Here is a 20,996-nt window from a genome sequence, read left to right on the forward strand (position 1 = left end):
GATACTGGCGCCCGGCCCCCGCGGACCCAGGGGCGTACAAAAGGGGAGCGAGCGGTGGCAGTGAGCGCGCAGGACATGGTCGTCGTCGAGGACCTCCACCGGACGTACGGCAGCGGCGAGGCGGCCGTCCACGCATTGCGAGGCGTCTCCTTCGCCGTCCCGCGCGGTGAGCTCGTCGCGCTGAAGGGCCGCTCCGGGTCCGGCAAGACGACCCTGCTCAACCTCGTCGGCGGCCTCGACTCCCCGGACCACGGGAAGATCGCCGTGGACGGGGTGGAGCTCGCGGGCCTCGGCGAGAGCGGCCTCCTGGAGCTGCGCCGCGACCGGCTCGGCTTCATCTTCCAGTCCTTCGGGCTCATCCCCATCCTCACCGCCGCCGAGAACGTCGGCGTCCCCCTGCGGCTGCGCAAGACCGATCCCCGCGAGCGCGAGGAGCGGGTCGCCCTCCTCCTCGCCCTCGTGGGCCTCGCCGACCACGCCGGACAGCGGCCCGGCGAGCTCTCCGGCGGCCAGCAGCAGCGCGTGGCCATCGCCCGCGCCCTCGCCAACAAGCCCGCCCTGCTGATAGCCGACGAACCCACCGGGCAGCTCGACGCGGAGACCGGGCTCGCCGTGATGGAGCTGCTGCGCGCGGTCGTCCGCAGCGAGGGCGTCACCGCGCTGGTCGCCACGCACGACCCGACGCTGCTCGGCCTGGCCGACCGGGTCCTGGAACTGCGGGACGGCACGGTCGCCACGCACTGACCTGCGCTCTCCGGCGCCGCGACCGCTCGCATCAGGGTTGTGTCAAGGACGGCACCCCCGCACCCCCTCGTCCGTAATGCCGGAATTGTTGGCCGTAAGGTCGACGCTGCGTACACAGCGTTTTCGGGAAGACAATGGGGCCATGGCACGCGGCAAGCTTCGGATCTACCTCGGTGCGGCACCGGGCGTCGGCAAGACGTACGCCATGCTCTCCGAGGCCCACCGCCGTACCGAGCGCGGCACCGACTGCGTGGTCGCCTTCGTGGAGCACCACGACCGGCCGCGCACCGAGGTGATGCTGAGCGGTCTGGAACAGGTCCCCCGCAAGGACCTGGAGTACCGCGGCACGGCCTTCACCGAGATGGACGTCGACGCGGTCCTCGAGCGCTCTCCCGCCATCGCCCTGGTCGACGAGCTCGCCCACACCAACGTCCCCGGCTCCCGCAACGCCAAGCGCTGGCAGGACGTCGAGGAGCTCCTCTCGGCCGGCATCGACGTCGTCTCCACGGTGAACATCCAGCACCTGGAGTCCCTGGGCGACGTCGTCGAGTCGATCACCGGCGTACGCCAGCGCGAGACCGTGCCGGACGAGGTGGTCCGCCGCGCCGACCAGATCGAGCTGGTCGACATGTCGCCCCAGGCGCTGCGCCGCCGCATGGCGCACGGCAACATCTACAAGCCCGACCGCATCGACGCCTCCCTCTCCAACTACTTCCGGCCCGGCAACCTCACGGCGCTGCGCGAGCTCGCCCTGCTCTGGGTCGCCGACCGCGTCGACGAGTACCTTCAGCAGTACCGGGGCGAGCACAACATCCGCTCCACCTGGCAGGCCCGCGAGCGCATCGTCGTCGGCCTGACCGGCGGGCCCGAGGGCCGCACGCTGATCAGACGCGCCTCCCGGATGGCGGCCAAGGGCTCCGGCAGCGAGATCCTCGCCGTCTACATCGCCCGCAGCGACGGCCTGACCGGCGCGTCCCCCAAGGAACTCGCCGTCCAGCGCACCCTGGTGGAGGACCTCGGCGGCACCTTCCACCACGTCATAGGCGACGACATACCGGCCGCGCTCCTCGACTTCGCACGCGGCGTCAACGCCACCCAGATCGTCCTCGGCTCCTCGCGCCGCAAGACCTGGCAGTACGTCTTCGGGCCCGGCGTCGGCGCGACCGTCGCCCGCGACTCGGGGCCCGACCTGGACGTGCACATCGTCACGCACGGCGAGGTCGCCAAGGGGCGCGGGCTGCCCGTCGCCCGCGGGGCCCGCCTCGGCCGCTCCCGGGTCATCTGGGGCTGGCTGGTCGGCGTCGGCGGACCCGCGCTCCTGACGCTCCTGCTCGCCCACGTCGACGCCGATCTCGGCCTCGCCAACGACATGCTGCTGTTCCTGGCGCTCACGGTCGCCGCCGCGCTGGTGGGCGGGCTGCTCCCGGCGCTCGCGTCGGCGGCCTTCGGCTCGCTGCTCCTCAACTACTACTTCACGCCGCCGAAGCACCTGTGGACGGTCTCCGACAACAAGAACATCCTCGCCATCGCCGTCTTCGTGGGCGTCGCGGTGTCGGTGGCGTCCGTCGTGGACCTCGCGGCCAGGCGCACCGCGCAGGCGGCCCGGCTGCGGGCCGAGGCGGAGATACTCTCCTTCCTCGCCGGCAGCGTGCTGCGCGGCGAGACCAGCCTGGAAGCCCTCCTCGAACGCGTCCGCGAGACCTTCGCCATGGAGTCCGTGGCCCTCCTGGAGCGCGAGAGCGACACCGAGCCCTGGACCTGCGCGGGCAGCGCCGGCGACGGCCGCCCGCTGGAACGGCCCGAGGTCGCCGACGTCGACGTGCCCGTCGGCGACCACATGGCGCTCGCCCTGTCGGGCCGGGTCCTGCCCGCCGCGGACCGCCGCGTGCTCGCCGCGTTCGCCGCGCAGGCCGCCGTCGTCCTGGACCGCCAGCGCCTGCAGTCCGAGGCCGACAAGGCGCGCACCCTCGCCGAGGGCAACCGCATCCGCACCGCCCTGCTCGCCGCCGTCAGCCACGACCTGCGTACGCCCCTCGCGGGCATCAAGGCGGCCGTCTCCTCGCTGCGGTCCGACGACGTGGAGTGGTCCGAGGAGGACGAGGCCGAGCTCCTCGAAGGCATCGAGGCGGGCGCCGACCGCCTGGAGCACCTCGTCGGCAACCTCCTCGACATGTCCCGGCTGCAGACCGGCACCGTCACCCCGCTGATCCGCGAGATCGACCTCGACGAGGTCGTCCCCATGGCCCTGGGCGGGGTGCCCGACGGCAGCGCGGACCTCGACATCCCCGAAACGCTGCCCATGGTCGCCGTCGACAAGGGCCTCCTGGAGCGGGCGGTCGCCAACGTCGTCGAGAACGCCGTGAAGTACGCCCCCGACGGGGAGCCCGTCAAGGTCTCCGCCAGCGCTCTCGGCGAGCGGGTCGAGATCCGCGTGGTGGACCGGGGCCCGGGTGTCCCGGACAGCGCGAAGGACCGCATCTTCGCGCCCTTCCAGCGCTACGGTGACGCTCCGCGCGGCGCCGGAGTGGGCCTCGGCCTCGCCGTCGCCCGGGGCTTCGCCGAGGCCATGGGCGGCACCCTCGCCGCCGAGGACACCCCCGGCGGCGGCCTCACCATGGTCCTCACCCTGCGGGCGGCCGCCGGGCGGCCGCAGACCCGCTCCGAGCTCTCGGCACAGGTCACCTCGTGACCTCGAACCAGATGCCAGAAGGAACCAGATGCCAGAAAGGCAGGCAACCATGACCCGGGTGCTCGTGGTCGACGACGAGCCGCAGATCGTACGCGCCCTCGTGATCAACCTGAAGGCGCGCAAGTACGAGGTGGACTCGGCCCCCGACGGCGCCACCGCGCTGCAGGTCGCCGCCGCCCGCCACCCCGACGTGATCGTGCTCGACCTCGGTCTGCCCGACATGGACGGCGTGGAGGTCATCAGGGGCCTGCGCGGCTGGACGCGCGTCCCGATCCTGGTCCTCTCCGCCCGGCACAGCTCGGACGAGAAGGTCGAGGCGCTGGACGCGGGCGCCGACGACTACGTGACCAAGCCCTTCGGCATGGACGAGCTCCTCGCGCGGCTGCGCGCCGCCGTCCGCAGGGCGGAGCCCACCGGGCCCGGCGAGGACGACGTGATGGTCGACACCGGGGACTTCACCGTCGACCTGGCCGCCAAGAAGGTCAACCGTGACGGCCGCGACGTCCGCCTGACCCCCACCGAGTGGCACCTCCTGGAGGTCCTGGTGCGCAACACCGGCCGCCTGGTCAGCCAGAAGCAGCTGCTCCAGGAGGTCTGGGGCCCCTCGTACGGTACGGAGACGAACTACCTGCGCGTCTACATGGCGCAGCTGCGCCGCAAGCTGGAGACGGACCCGGCGCATCCGCGGCACTTCATCACGGAGCCGGGCATGGGATACCGGTTCGAGAAGTGACCGGATTATTCGCTTCAGGGGGCGTCGCAGCGGGTACTGAGCGGACATAAGCACAGATGAGCGCACCGCTTTCCGCTGTATCGGCGTACCCCGGTACGCTTCTTGCATGAGTGCTGTTCCTGGTTCCGAAAAGCCGGCGGGCCGCTTCCGGCGCATGCTCGACCGGCTCTCCTCCTCACAGGAGGACCTGGAGTCGGAGGAGCTGAGGGAGGACGCCGAGACAGCGGGCTGCGTCCGCATCGGCGACTGCCAAGACCGCCAGATAGTCACCGTTACTGGTACCTTGCGCACGGTCACTCTGCGACCACGTGCCGGGGTCCCCGCCCTGGAGGCCGAGCTGTTCGACGGGTCGGCGGCGCTGGACGTGGTGTGGCTCGGCAGGCGCTCCATCGTGGGGATAGAACCGGGGCGCAGGCTGATCGCGTCGGGCCGGATCTCGATGAGCCGGGGCCGCCGGGTGCTCTTCAACCCCAAGTACGAACTCAGACCCCTCGGACGGGAGTAGCCGGTGACGTCCCTCGACAAGCCGACGGACCACGGGAACGCGGATCAGGACGCCGATTCCCGGGCCGTGACCGAGGCAGCGCTCTTCGAAGCCTTCGGCGGCGTGCGGGGCATGGTGGAGACGGTCGTCCCCGGCCTGCTCTTCGTGACCATCTTCACGATCAACAAGGACCTGCACATGTCGGCCATCGCGGCCCTCGCGGTGTCCCTGGTGCTCGTCGTGGTCCGCCTGGTCATGAAGGACACCGTCAAGCACGCCTTCAGCGGCGTCTTCGGTGTGGTCTTCGGTGTGGTCTTCGCGATGATGACCGGCAACGCCAAGGACTTCTACCTGCCCGGCATGCTCTACACCCTCGGCCTCTCCCTGGCCTACATGATCACGACCCTCGCGGGCGTGCCCCTGATCGGCCTCATCCTGGGCCCGGTCTTCAAGGAGAACCTCTCCTGGCGCACCCGCAACCCGGGCCGCAAGAAGGCCTACGCGAAGGCCAGTTGGGCCTGGGGCCTCATCCTGCTCGCCAAGTGCGCGATCCTCTTCCCGCTGTACTGGTGGGCGGACACGACCCAGTTCGGCTGGGTCCTCGTGGCCCTGAAGATCCCCCCGTTCCTGCTTGCCGTCTACTTCACCTGGGTCTTCCTGGCCAAGGCCCCGCCCCCCATCGACGTCTTCGCGGAGATGGAAGCGGCGGAAAAGGCGGAGGAGACCCGCAAGGCGGAACGAGAGCGGGAACGCCGAGACGCTTAGGCGGAGCCCGCCGAGGGGCGCGGGGGACCGCTTTCAGGGGCGCGAGGAACTGTCTTCAGGGGCGTGAGGAACCGCGCGACGAGCGACGACGCACCCGCAGACATCGTGAGACGCAAGAAACGATGAGGGGCGACCGGGAACTTCCCGGGCGCCCCTCATCGGCATACCGTCAGCCGGTACGACCTCAGTCCCGCCGCACCGACAACAGGTCCTCCAGCTGCTCCTCCCGCGCCTGCGCCGCCACGAAGAGCAACTCGTCCCCCGCCTCCAGGGAGTCGTCCGCGGTCGGCGCGAGAACGCGCGTACCGCGGATGATCGTGACGAGCGAGGTGTCCTCGGGCCACTGCACGTCACCGACCTGCGTGCCCGCGAGGGCCGACTCGGGCGGCAGCGTCAGCTCCACGAGGTTCGCGTCGCCGTGGCTGAAGCGGAGCAGCCGCACGAGGTCGCCTACGCTCACCGCCTCCTCGACGAGCGCGGACATCAGTCGCGGCGTGGAGACCGCGACGTCGACGCCCCAGGACTCGTTGAAGAGCCACTCGTTCTTGGGGTTGTTGACGCGGGCGACGACGCGCGGGACGCCGTACTCCGTCTTGGCGAGCAGCGAGACGACGAGGTTGACCTTGTCGTCGCCGGTCGCGGCGATCACGACGTTGCAGCGCTGCAGCGCCGCCTCGTCGAGGGAGGTGATCTCGCAGGCGTCGGCGAGCAGCCACTCGGCCTGCGGGACGCGCTCGACGGAGATGGCCGTCGGCGCCTTGTCGATGAGAAGGACCTCGTGGCCGTTCTCCAGGAGCTCACCGGCGATGGAACGTCCCACCGCGCCGGCTCCGGCAATGGCGACCCTCATCAGTGACCGCCCTCCTCGGGGCCTTCGGCGAACGCCGCTTCGACCTTGTCGACCTGGTCGGTGCGCATCATCACGTGCACCAGGTCACCCTCCTGCAGGACCGTCTGCGAGGTCGGCAGCACCGCCTCGCCCAGCCGGGTGAGGAAGGCCACGCGCACGCCGGTCTCCTCCTGGAGCTGGCTGATCTTGTGCCCGATCCAGGCCGCCGACGCGTGCACCTCGGCGAGCTGCACGCCACCGGTGGGGTCGCGCCAGAGCGGCTCGGCGCCGGACGGGAGCAGCCTGCGCAGCATCTGGTCGGCGGTCCAGCGGACCGTGGCGACCGTCGGGATGCCCAGGCGCTGGTAGACCTCGGCGCGGCGCGGGTCGTAGATGCGGGCCGCGACGTTCTCGATGCCGAACATCTCGCGGGCCACGCGGGCGGCGATGATGTTGGAGTTGTCGCCGCTGGAGACGGCGGCGAAGGCGCCCGCCTCCTCGATGCCGGCCTCGCGCAGGGTGTCCTGGTCGAAGCCGACGCCGGTCACGCGGCGGCCGCCGAACCCGGCGCCCAGGCGGCGGAAGGCCGTCGGGTCCTGGTCGACCACGGCGACCGTGTGCCCCTGCTGTTCGAGGTTCTGCGCGAGAGCGGACCCGACTCTCCCGCAGCCCATGATGACGATGTGCACCTGTCCGTTACCCCGCACTCCTGGTCATCCCGCTGACCTGCGAAAACATCGTGCTCACTCTTCTCTCTCACTCTGCTGGAAACACGGGGCAACAGCGTGCGGCGTTGCCAAGAGACGAGCTTAAGCCGCAACCGGGTACACACACTCACCCGCGTGGACGCGAAAGGACCGGCGCGGGACGAGACCCGGCCGGTCAGTCGACGCTGCGGAGCAGACCCTCGACGTTCTGCAGGCGGTGGCCGAGCTCGACGAGCTGCAGGCGGTTCGCCTCCTGCTCGGACCTGGCGCGCTCGACGGCCTCGCGGTAACCCTGCATGGCCTCGGCGTACTGGCGGTCGCGTTCCTTGTTGCGCTGCGTCTGGAAGTACGCGACGGCGACGACCGCGCCGGCGAGTATCAGGAAAAAGGCGACCGGGATGATCACGTCGTCCACTAGGACGTCCCCCTTGATGAGTGCTGTTCGTCCTCGCCCGGCCGGTCCTGCCGGAGGGCGGCGACGATCGTATCCACGTTCAACCGGACGTCGAACGGCGCCAGTTCGAAGTACTTGAGCGCCTTGCCGTCGGCGGAGAGCTCCAGGCGGCCGACGACGAGACCGGCCTTCTCCATCCGCTCCAGATGCATGTAGAGCAACGGGCGGGACACTCCGAGCCGCCGGGCCAGCTCGCTGACGTACAGCTGTCCAGCGGAGAGCTCGTTGATGATCCGGATGCGCTGCGTGTGGCCGATCGCCGCGAGAAAAGCGAGTAGCTCCTCGCTGTCCATGGCCCGCCTTCGTGCTGGTCCCGAAACCTGTCAGTCAAGGCTTACGCATGACGGGATCTGCTGTCAATCCGGGTTGTCCCGGGGTTTTCCCGGTGTCCCGGACCGCTCTCTCCCGGTCTCGAATGACAGTTGACGACTCACACATACACCTGTCAGTCTCCACTGACATGCCCTGTCAGTTTCTGCTGACACATGAAGCAAGAGGCGTCGCGACATCGATGGGGGAACGGGAATGAGAAAGCGATCGGTCACGGTGCGCGTGGCCCGCTGGAGCGCACTGCACCCGGGCCGGGCGATCACCGGCTGGCTGCTCTTCGTCGCGCTGTGCCTCGGCGGCGGGATCGCCGCCGGGATGAACAGCGCGACCTCGCAGGACTTCCGCGTGGGGGAGGCGGGCCGCGCCGAGGCGCTGGCGACCGACGGTGGTCTGCCGCTGCGGTCCACGGAACACGTACTGATACGGACCCGGTCGGGCCCGCCGGACAGGGCGGCGGCCGACGCCGCGGCCAAGGACGTCACCGCCCGGATGAAGGCCCTGCCCGAGGTCGCCTCGGTCGCGCCCCCGGTGTCCTCCGCCGACGGCCGCGTCCTGCGGGTCCAGGTGGAGCTGCACGGCTCCGAGCAGGACGACCAGAAGAACGTCCCCCCGCTCCGGGCGGAGACCGAGAAGGTGGCGAAGGCCCACCCGGACCTGGTCGTGGAGGAGACCGGCGACGCCTCCGTGAGCAAGGGCGTCGACGATCAGCGCGGCAAGGACCTGCAGTTCTCCGAGGCGATCACGCTGCCCATCACGCTGATCACGCTCGCCGTGGTCTTCGGTTCGGTCGTCATGGTCGGCGTACCCGTGCTGCTCGCCGTCACCTCGATCATGGCGACGATGGGCCTGGCGATGCTGGCCTCGCACCTGCTGCCCGACACCGGCGTCGGCATGAGCATGATCCTGCTCATCGGCATGGCCGTCGGTGTCGACTACACGCTCTTCTACCTCAAGCGCGAGCGCGAGGAGCGGGCCCGGGCGGGCGGTCGCCTCACCTCCGAGGCGCTGGTCGAGGCCGCCGCCGCGACGGCGGGCCGCGCCATCGTGGTCTCGGGGCTCGCCGTGATCGTCTCCACCACCGCGCTCTACCTGGCCCGTGACGTCATCTTCGACTCGCTGGCCACCGGCACCATCCTGGTCGTCGCCGTCGCCGTGGTCAGCTCGGTGACGGCGCTGCCCGCCCTGCTGGTCAAGCTCGGCCGCCGGACCGAGCGGCGCGCGGCCCGGCACCTGTCCAAGGGCAGGTCCACCCGCACGTACGGGGAGAAGGGGGCCGGAGAGGAGGGGACCGGAGGTCAGGGAGCGCGCGAGGAGGAGTCCGGCCGCGTCTGGAACGCCCTGCTCGCCCCGGCCCGCAAGCGCCCCGCGCTCACCCTGTGCCTCTCCGTCCTCGTCCTGCTCGGCCTCGCGCTGCCGGCCCTGAACATGAACCTCAAGAACCCGGCGCGAGACAGCTTCTCGCGTGAGATCCCCGCCATGAAGGGGTACGACCGGCTGCTCGACGCCTTCCCGGAGCTGCGCGTGCGGCACCTCGTCGTGGTGCGGGCCGACGCCTCGCGCGCCGGCGACGTGCGCGAGGCCCTGACGGAGCTGGACCGCACGGCCCGGCACGACCCGCTCTTCTCGCACGCCTCCGGTGCTCCGCTCCTGCGCTCCTCGGAGGACCGGAGGACCACCACCCTGGAACTGAACTCCGCGCACCCCACCTACTCGAAGGCCGCTGAAGTCTCGCTGGAGCACCTCCGGACCGACTACCTGCCCGCGACCGTCGGCAAGCTGCCCGGCGTGGAGACGGCCGTCACCGGCGAGGTCCCGCGCGGCGTCGACTACGTCGAGCACCAGAACCAGAAGCTGCCGCTCGTCCTCGGCTTCCTGCTCCTGATGACCTTCGCCATGACGGTGTTCGCGTTCCGCTCCGTCGTGCTCGGACTGCTCGGCGCCCTCCTCAACCTGCTCTCCGTAGGAGCCGCGCTCGGACTGCTCGTCCTCGTCTTCCAGGGTGACTGGGCGGAGGGGCTGCTCTCCTTCGACTCGCTCGGCGGCATCTCCTCGCGCGTCCCGCTCTTCCTCTTCGTGATCCTCTTCGGGCTCTCGATGGACTACCAGGTCTTCGTGGTTAGCCGGATCCGCGAGGCCGCCCTGAACGGCGTGCCCACGCGGCAGGCGGTCCTCGACGGCATCGCCTCCTCCGCCAAGGTCGTCACCAGCGCGGCGATCGTCATGGTCACCGTCTTCGCGAGCTTCGTGATGCTGCACATCCTGGAGATGAAGCAGATGGGCTTCGTCCTCGCGGCGGCCGTCCTGCTCGACGCCTTCGTGATTCGCGTCATGATCCTGCCCGCGGCGCTGCTCCTCCTCGGGCGCGCCACCTGGTGGCCGTCCGGCGCGATCCGCCGCGCCGAGGCCCGGCTCGCGCAGCGGTACGAGGCTCCGGCCCACGCTGCGGCGCACGCCCCGGGGCCCGCTTCGGCCCGCGTTACGGGCCCCTCTCCGGGGCATTCACCCTGGCAGGAGGAGGAGCGCAGGATCGCACGGGGCCGATAACCGGTGCAGTTGGGGGTGGTGGGTGGGCGCGCCCCCGTTCGAACGCTTACGATCCTCTGCGTGTCCAAACTGACCGACGTGCCCAAACGGATCCTCATCGGGCGCGCACTGCGCAGTGACCGGCTCGGAGAAACGCTCCTGCCGAAGCGCATCGCACTCCCCGTCTTCGCGTCCGACCCACTCTCGTCCGTGGCGTACGCGCCGGGAGAGGTCCTCCTGGTCCTCTCCATCGCGGGTGTGTCGGCCTACCACTTCAGCCCGTGGATCGCCGTCGCGGTCGTCGTGCTCATGTTCACGGTCGTCGCTTCGTACCGACAGAACGTGCGCGAGTACCCGAGCGGCGGCGGCGACTACGAGGTCGCCAACACCAACCTCGGCCCCAAGGCCGGACTCACCGTCGCGAGCGCCCTGCTCGTCGACTACGTCCTGACCGTGGCCGTGTCGATCTCCTCGGGCATCGAGAACCTCGGCTCCGCCGTCCCGTTCGTGGTCGAGCACAAGGTGCTCTGCGCGGTGGCCGTCATCGTCCTCCTCACGCTGATGAACCTGCGCGGCGTGAAGGAGTCCGGAAAGCTCTTCGCCATCCCGACGTACGTCTTCGTGGCGGGCGTCTTCATCATGATCGCGTGGGGCGCCTTCCGCGGCATCGTCCTGGACGACACCATGCGGGCGCCCACCGCGGACTACGAGATCAAGCCCGAGCACCAGGGCCTGGCCGGTTTCGCGCTCGTCTTCCTGCTGCTGCGGGCCTTCTCCTCGGGCTGTGCGGCGCTCACCGGCGTCGAGGCGATCAGCAACGGCGTACCGGCGTTCCGCAAGCCGAAGTCCAAGAACGCCGCCACCACGCTCGCGCTCATGGGCGGCCTGGCCGTCACGATGTTCTGCGGCATCATCGCGCTCGCCATGATGACCAAGGTGCGGATGGCGGAGTTCCCGGGGAAGGACCTCTTCCACAACGGCGTCCCGGTCGGCTCGGACTACGTCCAGAACCCGGTGATCTCCCAGGTCGCCGAGGCGGTCTTCGGCCACGGCAGCTTCCTCTTCATGGTCCTCGCCGCGGCGACCGCGCTGGTGCTCTTCCTCGCGGCCAACACCGCGTACAACGGCTTCCCGCTGCTCGGCTCGATCCTGGCGCAGGACCGTTACCTGCCGCGCCAGCTGCACACCCGCGGCGACCGCCTCGCGTTCTCCAACGGCATCGTGCTGCTCGCGGGCGCGGCGGCGCTCCTCGTCGTGATCTACGGCGCGGACTCCACGCGGCTGATCCAGCTCTACATCGTCGGCGTCTTCGTCTCCTTCACGCTCAGCCAGATCGGCATGGTCCGGCACTGGAACCGCCACCTGGCCAGGGAGAAGGACCAGACGAAGCGCCGCCACATGATCCGCTCGCGCGCGATCAACACGTTCGGCGCGTTCTTCACGGGCCTCGTCCTGGTCGTCGTCCTGGTCACCAAGTTCACCCACGGTGCCTGGGTCGCGCTGCTCGGCATGTGCATCTTCTACGCGACGATGACGGCGATCCGCCGCCACTACGACCGCGTGGCCGAGGAGATCGCCGCCCCCGACACCCCGGGCGACGAGAGCGTGCGCCCCTCCCGCGTCCACTCCATCGTCCTGGTCTCCAAGATCCACCGCCCGACGCTGCGCGCCCTCTCGTACGCGAAGCTGATGCGCTCGCACGACCTCGAGGCGCTCAGCATCAACGTCGACCCGGCGGAGACGAAGGCACTCAAGGAGGAGTGGGAGCGCCGCGGCATCACGGTCCCCCTGAAGGTCCTCGACTCGCCGTACCGCGAGATCACCCGCCCGGTCATCGAGTACGTCAAGAACCTGCGCAGGGAGAGCCCGCGCGACGTCGTCAGCGTGATCATCCCCGAGTATGTGGTGGGCCACTGGTACGAGCACCTGCTCCACAACCAGAGCGCCCTGCGGCTGAAGGGCAGGTTGCTGTTCACGCCCGGCGTGATGGTGACGTCCGTCCCCTACCAGCTGGACTCCTCCGAGGCCGCGAAGAAGCGGGCCCGCAGGCGTTCGGAGTGGAACGCGCCGGGTGCGGTGCGGCGGGGCCCGGTGGGTTCGGCCGAGAAGCCGCGGCGCCCCAAGGAGCAGAACAAGAAGGAGCAGGGCAAGAAGGAGCAGGGCAAGAAGGAGCAGGGCGAGAGGGAGCCGAGCAAGAAGGCGTGACGGCTGATGTCTGACGGCTGTCGCCTGATGCCTGATGCCTGATGCCTGACGTCTGACGGCCGTCGCCTGATGTCTGAGGTCCGATGTCTGACGCCTGCCCCTGCGGCTCGTGGTGAGCGGCCGGACGACACCCACGTAGACTGGTGGGCTGTTGTCCGGCCGTTCCCCTTTTACGTTGTGGAGTCACCCCGCCATGCAGGCAGAACCGAAGAATCCGCAGGCGGGGAACTCGCTGGTCGGCCAGGAGTACGAGGTCGAGATCGGCCCCGTCGCGCACGGCGGCCACTGCATCGCCCGTACGGCCGAGGGCCAGGTCCTCTTCGTACGGCACGCGCTGCCCGGCGAGAAGGTCGTCGCACGCGTGACCGAGGGCGAGGAGGGCGCACGCTTCCTCCGTGCCGACGCGGTCACGGTCCTCGACGCCTCCAAGGACCGGGTCGAGGCCCCGTGCCCCTACGCGGGCCCCGGCCGCTGCGGCGGCTGCGACTGGCAGCACGCGAAGCCGGGCGCACAGCGCCGCCTCAAGGGCGAGGTCATCGCCGAGCAGCTGCAGCGCCTCGCGGGCCTGACCCCCGAGGAGGCGGGCTGGGACGGCACGGTCATGCCGGCGGAGGGCGACAAGCTCCCGGCGGGCGAGGTCCCGTCCTGGCGCACGCGCGTGCAGTACGCGGTGGACGCCGACGGCAACGCGGGCCTGCGCCGCCACCGCTCGCACGAGGTCGAGCCGATCGAGCACTGCATGATCGCGGCGGAGGGCGTCTCGGAGCTGGGCATCGAGCAGCGCGACTGGTCGGGCATGGCGTCGATCGAGGCGATCGCGGCGTCGGGCTCCCAGGACCGCCAGGTGATCCTCTCCCCGAAGCCGGGCGCGCGGCTCCCCATCGTCGAACTGGACAAGCCGGTATCGGTGATGCGGGTCGGCGAGAAGGACGGCGGCACCCACCGTGTCCACGGCCGCCCCTTCGTCCGCGAACGGGCCGACGGCCGCACGTACCGCGTCGGCAGCGGCGGCTTCTGGCAGGTCCACCCGAAGGCGGCGGACACCTTGATGCTGGCCGTCATGCAGGGCCTCACCCCCCGCAAGGGCGACACGGCCCTCGACCTCTACTGCGGCGTCGGCCTCTTCGCCGGCGCGCTGGCCGACCGCGTCGGCGAGAAGGGCGCGGTGCTCGGCATCGAGTCCAGCAAGCGCGCGGTGGAGGACGCCCGCCACAACCTGGACGCGTTCGACCGCGTCCGCATCGAACAGGGCAAGGTCGAATCGGTCCTCCCGCGCACGGGCATCACGGAGGTAGACCTGATCGTCCTGGACCCGCCGCGCGCGGGCGCGGGCAAGCAGACGGTGAAGCACTTGGCAGGGCTGGGCGCGCGACGGATCGCTTACGTGGCGTGCGATCCGGCGGCGTTGGCGCGGGATTTGGGGTACTTCAAGGAGGGCGGGTATCGGGTGCGGACGCTTCGGGCGTTCGATTTGTTTCCGATGACGCATCATGTGGAGTGCGTGGCGATTCTGGAGCCCGCCGAGAAGGGCCGCTGACCTGCTTTTTTGCCTTTCAGGTGGTTAGCTCGATCTGTTTTCGCTCGCGGAATACGTCGACTGAGGTTCGCTTGTGCAGAACGCTCTGAGCTGCGGGTTCAACCGAGACCGTGGCCCGACCGGGCCACGAAGGACGGCGTCGTGGTCCGGGGTCTTGAGTGGCTTGGTATCACCTCGCCACCCAGATACCAGTCCGGTATCATTCCAGTATGGCGATGACACTCCGACTTCCCGACGACCTTGACGCGAAGCTCACCAAGCGAGCTCGTCGGGAGGGTCGCAGCAAGCAGGAGCTTGCCATCGAGGCCATCCGTGACGCCCAGGACCGGGCTGAGCTGAAGGTCGATGACGTCCTGGCTGAGCTGATGGACAGCGATGCGGAGATCCTGGACTACCTGAAGTGACCCAAGTGCGCTACATCCATATCGACGAGATCCTGGCCATCGCTCGCACGGTCAACGATACCGAGCACAGCGTGCGTGACATGGGACTTTTGGTGTCAGCGATCGAACGGCCCCGGACGAACGTGTTCGGGGCCGAGCTGTATCCCACGCTGCACGAGAAGGCGGCGGCACTGCTGCACTCCGTCGCTCGCAATCACGCGCTGATCGACGGCAACAAGCGCACCGCCTGGCTTGCCATGCGAGTCTTCCTGCGGTTCAACGGCGTCAGCGCCAGTACCGCCCCGCCACCCGTCTCCGTGGCTGGCCCGTTCGTCGAGGAAGTCGCGCAGGACAACATCGATGTACCGGCTATTGCCAAGCGCCTGTCGGCCTGGTTCCCCGTTTCCTGACGTTCGACGTCGTGGGTACGGGACGGAATGAGGTTCTGGGAGCGGTGCTCGCTTCTGGCAGTCCGTCGGGGGACTGACCCGTTCGTTCAGCGGGTGGATTCGTCTGCTTTCGCGAGATGGGGCAGCGTCCGCTCGGCGCGAGAATGGCGTCCCACGCGCCTTCCTGTTTGGGCTGCAGCAAGGTCCGCATTGGCTACGGCGGTCTCCTCCCAACCAACACCCGCTCCTGCTTTCCCAGCGGTCACGGAACGCGCTGTCCGTGCCCTCGCGCCCTCCGTGCGCACTGAGCCGGTCCTCTCGCCTCCAACAAGCTGTGTCTGCGGTATCCACCATCCACGTCCACAGCTTGAAGGGGGGACAAGGTGCCGGAGGAATGGATACGGGCTGTTGTGACGGACTTTGGATCCGAGTGCAGGAAGCGTCTGCCGGGCCGTTCTGATCCGCGCCCCGGCCGGGCGCGGCGATCATGACGCGGGCGCCGAAGCGTGCGTCGACGGCTCACCGGCAGGTTCGGGGTTGACGGGCGTGCTCGCCGTAGCTCGGGTCGGTGATCGCCGGCGGGTTCACGAACTGGCCGACGCGCGCGGGCTGTCGGACGCCGAACCGCTCGGCGAAGAAGGAGGGCATCCCTTCGCCCTCCGATTGCCGAGCAGCCGTGGAGAACCGTGCGGCGCACGTCGGCGGCCAACGGCCCGTCGTAGGAGGCAGGGCCGTGCGGCTCCGTGGCCGATGCCACGGAGCCGCACGGTGGTTACCGTCAGAAGCCGACGCTCGGGTCGTCCGTGTCCTCTTCCGGGTCCACGCTGTACAGCGGGCGGTCCTCGATCCCCAGGGCGCGCATCAGCTCGTTGGTCGGAATCCTGTACCTACGTCCGATGCGGAGGACGGGGCAGGGGAACTCGTGCGCGCGGATCAGCCGGTACGCGGTCGACGAGTCGATTCCGAGTGCTCGGGCCGCCGTGCGCAGGTCTACTGCGACGGGCAGGTCGAACATCTCCGTGAAACTGAGGCGGCCCTCTGCCGGATCCTTCACCCTCGCCTCCCTGCAGGGCGGACCGGCCGGATGTCCGCGCGGCGCCCGGGCCGTCGCCTCTTCCCGGGGCTGTGACCCGCCGAGCGGTCCTGCGACCCGTCGTCGGTGTCGATGAAGATTCCCTGTCGGCGCAGATGCTCCGGGCGCACCCGGAAACGCAGCGGTGCGCACAGTCCCTCCGGGCCGTCCGGACGGTCGACCCGTACGTCCAGGCTCTCCGCCGCCGGAGCGTCCGCCTCCTCGCCGGCCGCAGTGAGAGCGTGCTCCTCGGTGATGCGTTCGATCTTGGTGGAAGGAAGCTCCCGCAGCCCTTCCCGGGCGAGATGCCACGCTCTGGCGCGCGCCGCGTGCAGCAGGGAGGAGTCCGTGAGACAGCTCGCGCCGTCCCGATCCGCCAGCTTCTCCAGGAGAGCCAGGACCATCTCGGCCTCCACGTCCGACCGGTCGGCCCGCAGGCGCGTGCAGACCCGGTGGACCGTCCCGGTCAACCGGGGCAGGGCCAGCCAGATCGCCAGGAGTTTCCCCCTGCTGTCAGGAGTCAAGTCGCTCTGCGCCGTGCGGATGACCTCCTTCCAGACCGCGGTGGCGAAATGCGGGTCGGAGCCGGGGCCGTACAAGGCCTCGTGCGTCTCGGCGGCGGTCAGCCGGACCGGAACAGCCTCGTCGGCGTCCGCGGGGACGAGCACGAAGACCGCGTCACTGGTCCGGGGATCGTCGAAGTGCCGCCTCACCGAGGCGAACGCACTGCTGTGCGGTGGATACATCAGGAAATGTCCTCTCTTCGAACTGCGGGAACCCGAGTCCGGAGGTGCTGGAGATACCGAGATGCTGGACGAGGTGGGTCCATTGGTGGGGACGTACCGCCTCATATCTGCGTCAAGCGGAGGCGAGTCCCACCAGCCTCACTTTGATGCGTGAGCATGCGGTAGTGGTCTTCTCGACCAGGTAACGCCGCCGCCTTTGACCACGAGCGTGTGACAAGCGCGGCAGCGAGGCCGCGAGCTCGCCGGTGACGAAGTTCGTGAGGCTGGTGGGTGCCCGTACAGAACGGGCACCCACGAACTGTTGCGCTTAGGCGGTCTCGGAGGACGAGGTGTCCGGCGCCTCGGTGGGCGGGGTCGCCGGGGTGGTGTCCTCGGTCCGGACGGCCGCCCGCCGGCGGCGGCTCGGCGGCCAGTCGGGGGACTGGCGCAGACGGGCTGCCCGGCGGTTGCGCTGACGGCTGTTCATCGGGTTCGCGGTTCCTCTCTGATGAGTTGATGGATGACTAAGCCGCCGTTTCGTGCTTCTGCGAGCGGCTGGTGCCATCGTGCCCGGGGGTGAAGCGGGGCCGCAGAACGAAAACTGAGGGATAACTGAGTCCCCGGGGGGCGTGAAGAAGCAAGCGCGTGTGAAGCGGCACAGCGCGGCGTACAGATGAAGGGGCGCCGTCGAGGGGCCGGACCACTGACTGCGGCGCGGTGAGGGGGAGGGCGATGGAGGGGTACGTGCTGGGCCCGGTGCGAGCCGAACAGGACGGCGGCAGGAGGGTGGTTGAAGGGTCGAAGGTGGCGGCCCTGTTCGCGCTCCTGGTGACCTCGCCAGACTGCCGATGTAAGAGGAAGGACATAGCCGAAGTCCTCTGGGAGGGCGTCGAGGACGTCGGCGATCTGGTTAACCGCGTCGTTGCCGACCTGCGGAAGCGGCTGGGTCAGGAGTCCGTGCCCCATAGCGGCAAGTCGGGATACTGCACGCTCCGCGTGCCGGTGGGAGACGTCGACCTGCTCCGTTTTCGCGAGAAGGTGAAGCAGGCTGAGGGACTGACCTGCAAAGCGCAGTTCGAGCTGCTCGGCGCGGCCTTGGAGGAGTGGGACGGCGAGAGCGAACCACTGCACGGACTGTCCGAGACCGGCTTCCACTTGCGTCGGGAGGAGCTACGGGCCGAGTTGATGGCCGCCGTGTACGCCCGGCTGGACGCAGCCTACAAGTCCAGGGAGGTCAAATGGCTGCGCGAGGAGACGGAGAAATGGTTCGAGCGCGCGCCGGAATTGCCCCAGATTTTTCGGTTCTACCTGCTTGCCCACGCAGACCTGCCGGAGTCCCAACGTGAGCGGCTCATCGAGAAGTGGGAGAAGCGCAACGGAAAAGCGGATGTCGATGTACGGAGCGCCATTGCCCAGGTCCGGGGAGGGAGCCGCCGGCCGGGTGGGGCGCTCCTGCCCCCCGTTCCCGACCAGTTACCCGGCGGCAGGCGCAAGCCGATCGGGCAGGACGAGCTGATCGGCGACCTATTCGAGGCCGTGTGCGAGGAACAGGATGCCGGCAATCTGGCACTGGTCCTGATCAGCGGCATGGCGGGTGTCGGGAAGACCACGGTGGCCGAGAACCTCGCCGGTCGGCTGCGGGAGCGGTTTCCCGACGGGGTGCTGCGCGGCGAACTGAACGGATTCGCCGACGGAGACGTGCGGCCCGCCGAACCGGATGAGGTCCTGGACGGCTTTCTGGCCGCGCTGCCGCCCTACACCACGGTGACCGGAACGGAGAGCAAGAGCAACGCGCTGCGGTCGGCGCTGGCCCACCGGTCGGTGCTCATCGTCCTCGACGACGCGCTCAGCGCCCAGCAGGTGCTGCCGCTGCTTCCCGGAGACGGTACTTGCGTCGTGATCGTCACCAGTCGTAACGATCTCCTGCGGCTGCGGTCCGAGAGAAGGGTGCTGTTCCGCAAGATGGAGCCGCTGCACGAGGCGGACGCCTTGGAGGTACTCCAGGAGAAAGTGTCGGCCGAGGACCGGGCCAAGCACGCCGTGCCCTTTAGCAAGCTGGTCCATCTCTGCGGTCGGCTGCCGTTGGCCCTCGTGGTGGTGGCCCGGCTCCTGGAGGTCGGTGCGCGTCCGCTGCACACCCTCCCTGCCTTGGTGCGGGAGATGGAGAAGGAGCTGGAGCGGGCGAAGCTGGACACCCTGGACCTGCCCGAGCACGAACTGTCGGTCCGCGCCGCGCTCAACTGCTCCGTGCGCGTGCTGAATGAGGAAGCCCGGCTGCTGCTGTGGCAGCTCGCCGTTCACCCCGGGCCCAGTGCTTCCTGGGAGGCGGTGATGGATCTGGGACGGGCAGTGGACGAAGGGACGCGTACCGACCGGGCCCTGGTGGACCTCGTGGCGGCGAACCTGGTGGAACATCACGGCGACCGCTACGGGCTGCACGACCTTGTGCGAGCCTTCGCCCTACGGCACGTGCGGCCGGTGCCGGACGGAGAGAACGCGGAGATCGAGCGGGCGACCGTACGACAGGTGCTGGAACACCAGCTGCACAACGTCCGCGCCTGCGACCGGGTGCTCGACCGTGAACGCACCCTGCCCACTGGCGAGCCCGGAGCGGTCAGGGTCACCGACCCCGCGGACCTCGCGGAGGCGATGGCGTTCCTGGACGAGGAGTACGCCACCGTCCAGCGAGGCATTCACTTGGCGATCAATCGGCGTATCAACCAGTACGTATGGCTGCTTGCGATGGCCCTGGTCATCTACCAGTGGCGCCGCCGCCTGCTCGATGATGCGCGGCAGAACCTCCGGTACGCCGCCGAGGCGGCGGAAACCGTCGCCGGCCCGGTCGATTGCGCCATGGTCTACCGGTCGCTGGCAGGGACCCACTGGCGGCTCGGTGAGTACGACTTGGCCGTGGGCAACCTGCGCAGGGCCGTCCGGCTCAGCGAGGAGGACCGCAGCACGGAAGGCCGGCTGAGTCTGGCCCGTACGCTGCACCGGCTCGGACTCACCCTGCGCAAGCAGGGCGACCGGACGGGAGCGGAGGAAGCGCTCGGCCGCGCACTGGCGTTGTGCCGGGAGGTGTCCGACCGGATCGGGGAGGCGGCTGTTCTGAACGTCCTCGGCGCGATCGACCTCGACCGGGGCGAGCACGAGCAGGCACTCCGTCGGTGCGCCGACGCCCTGGGCGTGGTGGAGCGCACGACGGAGCGCAGCGGCCTGGCCGATGTGCTGTTCACCCTGGCCAAGGTGCACCTGGCCCGTTCCGACCGGGACGAGGCCATCACCCTGTATCGGCAGGCCTCCGACATCTACCGCGAACAGGAGAACTGGCCCAACGAGGACAAGGTACGGATGCTCTTCGCTGATGTCCTGGTGTCCGCCGGCGACACCGACGCGGCGGTGCGGGAGCTGGAGAGAGTCATCGTGCTGCGTGAGCTGATGGACGGTGAGGGGGTGCGGGAGGCCCGAGAGCGGCTGGAAGGGCTGAGGTGACCCGCCCGGTCGGCGGCCGTCGGCTCACCGTCAAAGCCGGGGCGGATGCGTGCGGTAGTACTCGGTCGGGTCCGGACGCAGGGGCTTCGATGGCCGTTGCGAGCCGAGCTGGGGTAGGTAGCAGCGGAGCCGATCGAACACTTCACGGACATCCGCGGGGCGCTCCGCCGCCTTCCACCGGATCATCCACAGCGCCAGGGAGGCGAACTCCGGGGGTAGTTTGGCGAGCCGGTCGGCCGGCAGCACCGGGGTGCCCTCTTCCGCCCGCTCGTCCTGTCCGCCATAGGGCAGGCGCATCACGGTCATCTCCAGCAGGATGCAGCCGAGTGCGAAGATGTCCGCTTGCCGCGTCAGACCTGACGGGCACGCGTCGGACTGCTCGGGGGAGGCCCAGCCGCGCGTGCCGCGTGCGTATTCCGTCTCCTGATCCGCCACGACCGCGTGGCCCATGTCAATGAGTCGGAGACGGCCGTCCGGCTGCACGATGACGTTCTCGGGCTTGAGATCGCAGTGCACCAGATTCCGGTCGTGGACTTCTGCCAGAATTTCGCACAGTTGGCCGATGACGGCCGCGACGGTCCCAGGTTCCTTAACGGGCAGGGCCGCCGACAGGACCTTCTGCAGTTGGTGCCCTTCGACAAATTCCATGACCAGGCACCGGCGTCGCCGGTGTGTCCCCGTGACGATGACTTCGGGAATCGCCTGGATTCCCGTCAGCATCATCATGCGTGATCCCTCTTTGAGGAGTTCATCGCCGGCCCAGTGGAAATCGCTCTCGGGTCCGAGGTCCCGGGCCTTCTGCAGCTTCAACGCCACCTTCTGCCCGCTGCTGCGGTCACGCCCGAGGAAAAGGTCGCCCTGGCCGCCGTCGCCGACCATGTCCAGCACTTCGTAGCGCTTCTCCACATCGCCGATCTCCTCGATCTCCCTCATGG

General features: G+C 69.4%; 19 protein-coding genes. 11 read left to right on the top strand and 8 right to left on the bottom strand.

From position 1 onward, the window contains the following. The first annotated feature begins 75 nt into the window (after positions 1-75). From ACZ69I_RS18825 to ACZ69I_RS18845, 5 genes are all read left to right on the top strand, one after another. Positions 76-744: an ABC transporter ATP-binding protein gene (locus tag ACZ69I_RS18825; protein ID WP_470833488.1), complete on the top strand. Its 669-nt coding sequence runs from the start codon at positions 76-78 to the stop codon at positions 742-744. Positions 745-886: 142 nt separating this feature from the next. Continuing rightward, positions 887-3,433 carry an ATP-binding protein gene (locus ACZ69I_RS18830; RefSeq protein WP_470833329.1) on the top strand — a complete coding sequence of 849 codons (2,547 nt, stop codon included), beginning with the start codon at positions 887-889 and terminating at the stop codon, positions 3,431-3,433. 49 nt (positions 3,434-3,482) lie between these two features. Next, positions 3,483-4,166, top strand: coding sequence for a response regulator (locus tag ACZ69I_RS18835; RefSeq protein ID WP_467677008.1), 684 nt, complete (start codon positions 3,483-3,485; stop codon positions 4,164-4,166). 106 nt (positions 4,167-4,272) lie between these two features. Beyond that, the gene (locus ACZ69I_RS18840; RefSeq protein ID WP_470833330.1) at positions 4,273-4,671 is read left to right on the top strand and encodes an OB-fold nucleic acid binding domain-containing protein; all 399 of its coding nucleotides are present in this window, start codon (positions 4,273-4,275) and stop codon (positions 4,669-4,671) included. 3 nt (positions 4,672-4,674) lie between these two features. Continuing rightward, positions 4,675-5,415 (top strand): DUF3159 domain-containing protein, encoded by a 741-nt coding sequence (locus tag ACZ69I_RS18845; RefSeq protein WP_470833331.1) that lies wholly within the window; start codon positions 4,675-4,677, stop codon positions 5,413-5,415. A 184-nt stretch (positions 5,416-5,599) separates the two neighbouring features. Here the strand turns inward: ACZ69I_RS18845 and ACZ69I_RS18850 are convergent, their stop codons facing one another. From ACZ69I_RS18850 to ACZ69I_RS18865, 4 genes are all read right to left on the bottom strand, one after another. Next, a complete protein-coding gene (locus tag ACZ69I_RS18850; RefSeq protein ID WP_361731847.1) occupies positions 5,600-6,265 on the bottom strand; it encodes a potassium channel family protein in 666 nt (221 codons plus the stop codon). Continuing rightward, positions 6,265-6,933 carry a potassium channel family protein gene (locus tag ACZ69I_RS18855; protein ID WP_389713539.1) on the bottom strand — a complete coding sequence of 223 codons (669 nt, stop codon included), beginning with the start codon at positions 6,931-6,933 and terminating at the stop codon, positions 6,265-6,267. The genes ACZ69I_RS18850 and ACZ69I_RS18855 overlap by 1 nt, the downstream gene beginning before the upstream one ends. A 193-nt stretch (positions 6,934-7,126) precedes the next feature. Beyond that, a complete protein-coding gene (locus ACZ69I_RS18860) occupies positions 7,127-7,366 on the bottom strand; it encodes a hypothetical protein (protein WP_467676710.1) in 240 nt (79 codons plus the stop codon). Further along, positions 7,366-7,698, bottom strand: coding sequence for an ArsR/SmtB family transcription factor (locus ACZ69I_RS18865; protein ID WP_467676708.1), 333 nt, complete (start codon positions 7,696-7,698; stop codon positions 7,366-7,368). Before ACZ69I_RS18865 ends, ACZ69I_RS18860 begins: the two co-directional genes overlap by 1 nt. Before the next feature lie 232 nt (positions 7,699-7,930). Here ACZ69I_RS18865 and ACZ69I_RS18870 point away from each other — a divergent pair, with 232 nt between their 5' ends. From ACZ69I_RS18870 to ACZ69I_RS18890, 5 genes are all read left to right on the top strand, one after another. Continuing rightward, complete coding sequence (locus ACZ69I_RS18870) at positions 7,931-10,279, top strand: MMPL family transporter (RefSeq protein WP_470833334.1); 2,349 nt, start codon at positions 7,931-7,933, stop codon at positions 10,277-10,279. A gap of 60 nt (positions 10,280-10,339) precedes the next feature. Beyond that, a complete protein-coding gene (locus ACZ69I_RS18875) occupies positions 10,340-12,463 on the top strand; it encodes an APC family permease (protein WP_470833336.1) in 2,124 nt (707 codons plus the stop codon). Positions 12,464-12,656: 193 nt separating this feature from the next. After that, positions 12,657-14,000, top strand: a complete 1,344-nt coding sequence (locus ACZ69I_RS18880; RefSeq protein WP_470833337.1) for a class I SAM-dependent RNA methyltransferase — start codon at positions 12,657-12,659, stop codon at positions 13,998-14,000. Positions 14,001-14,209: 209 nt separating this feature from the next. Then, positions 14,210-14,404: a ribbon-helix-helix protein, CopG family gene (locus tag ACZ69I_RS18885; protein ID WP_470833338.1), complete on the top strand. Its 195-nt coding sequence runs from the start codon at positions 14,210-14,212 to the stop codon at positions 14,402-14,404. After that, positions 14,401-14,793 carry a type II toxin-antitoxin system death-on-curing family toxin gene (locus ACZ69I_RS18890; protein WP_030566794.1) on the top strand — a complete coding sequence of 131 codons (393 nt, stop codon included), beginning with the start codon at positions 14,401-14,403 and terminating at the stop codon, positions 14,791-14,793. The genes ACZ69I_RS18885 and ACZ69I_RS18890 overlap by 4 nt, the downstream gene beginning before the upstream one ends. Positions 14,794-15,550: 757 nt before the next feature. On the opposite strand, the gene ACZ69I_RS18895 is transcribed toward ACZ69I_RS18890, so the two are convergent. The 3 genes from ACZ69I_RS18895 to ACZ69I_RS18905 form a co-directional block, all read right to left on the bottom strand. Further along, positions 15,551-15,787 carry a helix-turn-helix domain-containing protein gene (locus tag ACZ69I_RS18895; protein WP_470833489.1) on the bottom strand — a complete coding sequence of 79 codons (237 nt, stop codon included), beginning with the start codon at positions 15,785-15,787 and terminating at the stop codon, positions 15,551-15,553. Positions 15,788-15,822: 35 nt separating this feature from the next. Next, positions 15,823-16,590: a hypothetical protein gene (locus ACZ69I_RS18900; RefSeq protein WP_470833340.1), complete on the bottom strand. Its 768-nt coding sequence runs from the start codon at positions 16,588-16,590 to the stop codon at positions 15,823-15,825. A 307-nt stretch (positions 16,591-16,897) separates the two neighbouring features. Continuing rightward, positions 16,898-17,056: a hypothetical protein gene (locus ACZ69I_RS18905; protein WP_157854403.1), complete on the bottom strand. Its 159-nt coding sequence runs from the start codon at positions 17,054-17,056 to the stop codon at positions 16,898-16,900. A 245-nt stretch (positions 17,057-17,301) separates the two neighbouring features. Between ACZ69I_RS18905 and ACZ69I_RS18910 the strand changes: the two genes are divergently transcribed. Then, the gene (locus ACZ69I_RS18910) at positions 17,302-20,061 is read left to right on the top strand and encodes an AfsR/SARP family transcriptional regulator (RefSeq protein WP_470833341.1); all 2,760 of its coding nucleotides are present in this window, start codon (positions 17,302-17,304) and stop codon (positions 20,059-20,061) included. A gap of 30 nt (positions 20,062-20,091) precedes the next feature. Here the strand turns inward: ACZ69I_RS18910 and ACZ69I_RS18915 are convergent, their stop codons facing one another. Further along, entirely contained in the window at positions 20,092-20,994 is a 903-nt protein-coding gene (locus ACZ69I_RS18915) for a serine/threonine protein kinase (RefSeq protein ID WP_470833342.1), read from the bottom strand. Positions 20,995-20,996 lie beyond the last annotated feature (2 nt).

The sequence above is a fragment of the Streptomyces sp. NPDC036815 genome, assembly GCF_055609205.1.

Coding starts and splice junctions, on each gene's coding strand:
- ACZ69I_RS18825 (WP_470833488.1), top strand. CDS start 76: ATGGTCGTCGTCGAGGACCTCCACCGGACGTACGGCAGCGGCGAGGCG.
- ACZ69I_RS18830 (WP_470833329.1), top strand. CDS start 887: ATGGCACGCGGCAAGCTTCGGATCTACCTCGGTGCGGCACCGGGCGTC.
- ACZ69I_RS18835 (WP_467677008.1), top strand. CDS start 3,483: ATGACCCGGGTGCTCGTGGTCGACGACGAGCCGCAGATCGTACGCGCC.
- ACZ69I_RS18840 (WP_470833330.1), top strand. CDS start 4,273: ATGAGTGCTGTTCCTGGTTCCGAAAAGCCGGCGGGCCGCTTCCGGCGC.
- ACZ69I_RS18850 (WP_361731847.1), bottom strand. CDS start 6,265: ATGAGGGTCGCCATTGCCGGAGCCGGCGCGGTGGGACGTTCCATCGCC.
- ACZ69I_RS18865 (WP_467676708.1), bottom strand. CDS start 7,698: ATGGACAGCGAGGAGCTACTCGCTTTTCTCGCGGCGATCGGCCACACG.
- ACZ69I_RS18870 (WP_470833334.1), top strand. CDS start 7,931: ATGAGAAAGCGATCGGTCACGGTGCGCGTGGCCCGCTGGAGCGCACTG.
- ACZ69I_RS18880 (WP_470833337.1), top strand. CDS start 12,657: ATGCAGGCAGAACCGAAGAATCCGCAGGCGGGGAACTCGCTGGTCGGC.
- ACZ69I_RS18885 (WP_470833338.1), top strand. CDS start 14,210: ATGGCGATGACACTCCGACTTCCCGACGACCTTGACGCGAAGCTCACC.
- ACZ69I_RS18895 (WP_470833489.1), bottom strand. CDS start 15,787: ATGTTCGACCTGCCCGTCGCAGTAGACCTGCGCACGGCGGCCCGAGCA.
- ACZ69I_RS18900 (WP_470833340.1), bottom strand. CDS start 16,590: ATGTATCCACCGCACAGCAGTGCGTTCGCCTCGGTGAGGCGGCACTTC.
- ACZ69I_RS18905 (WP_157854403.1), bottom strand. CDS start 17,056: ATGAACAGCCGTCAGCGCAACCGCCGGGCAGCCCGTCTGCGCCAGTCC.
- ACZ69I_RS18910 (WP_470833341.1), top strand. CDS start 17,302: ATGGAGGGGTACGTGCTGGGCCCGGTGCGAGCCGAACAGGACGGCGGC.
- ACZ69I_RS18915 (WP_470833342.1), bottom strand. CDS start 20,994: ATGAGGGAGATCGAGGAGATCGGCGATGTGGAGAAGCGCTACGAAGTG.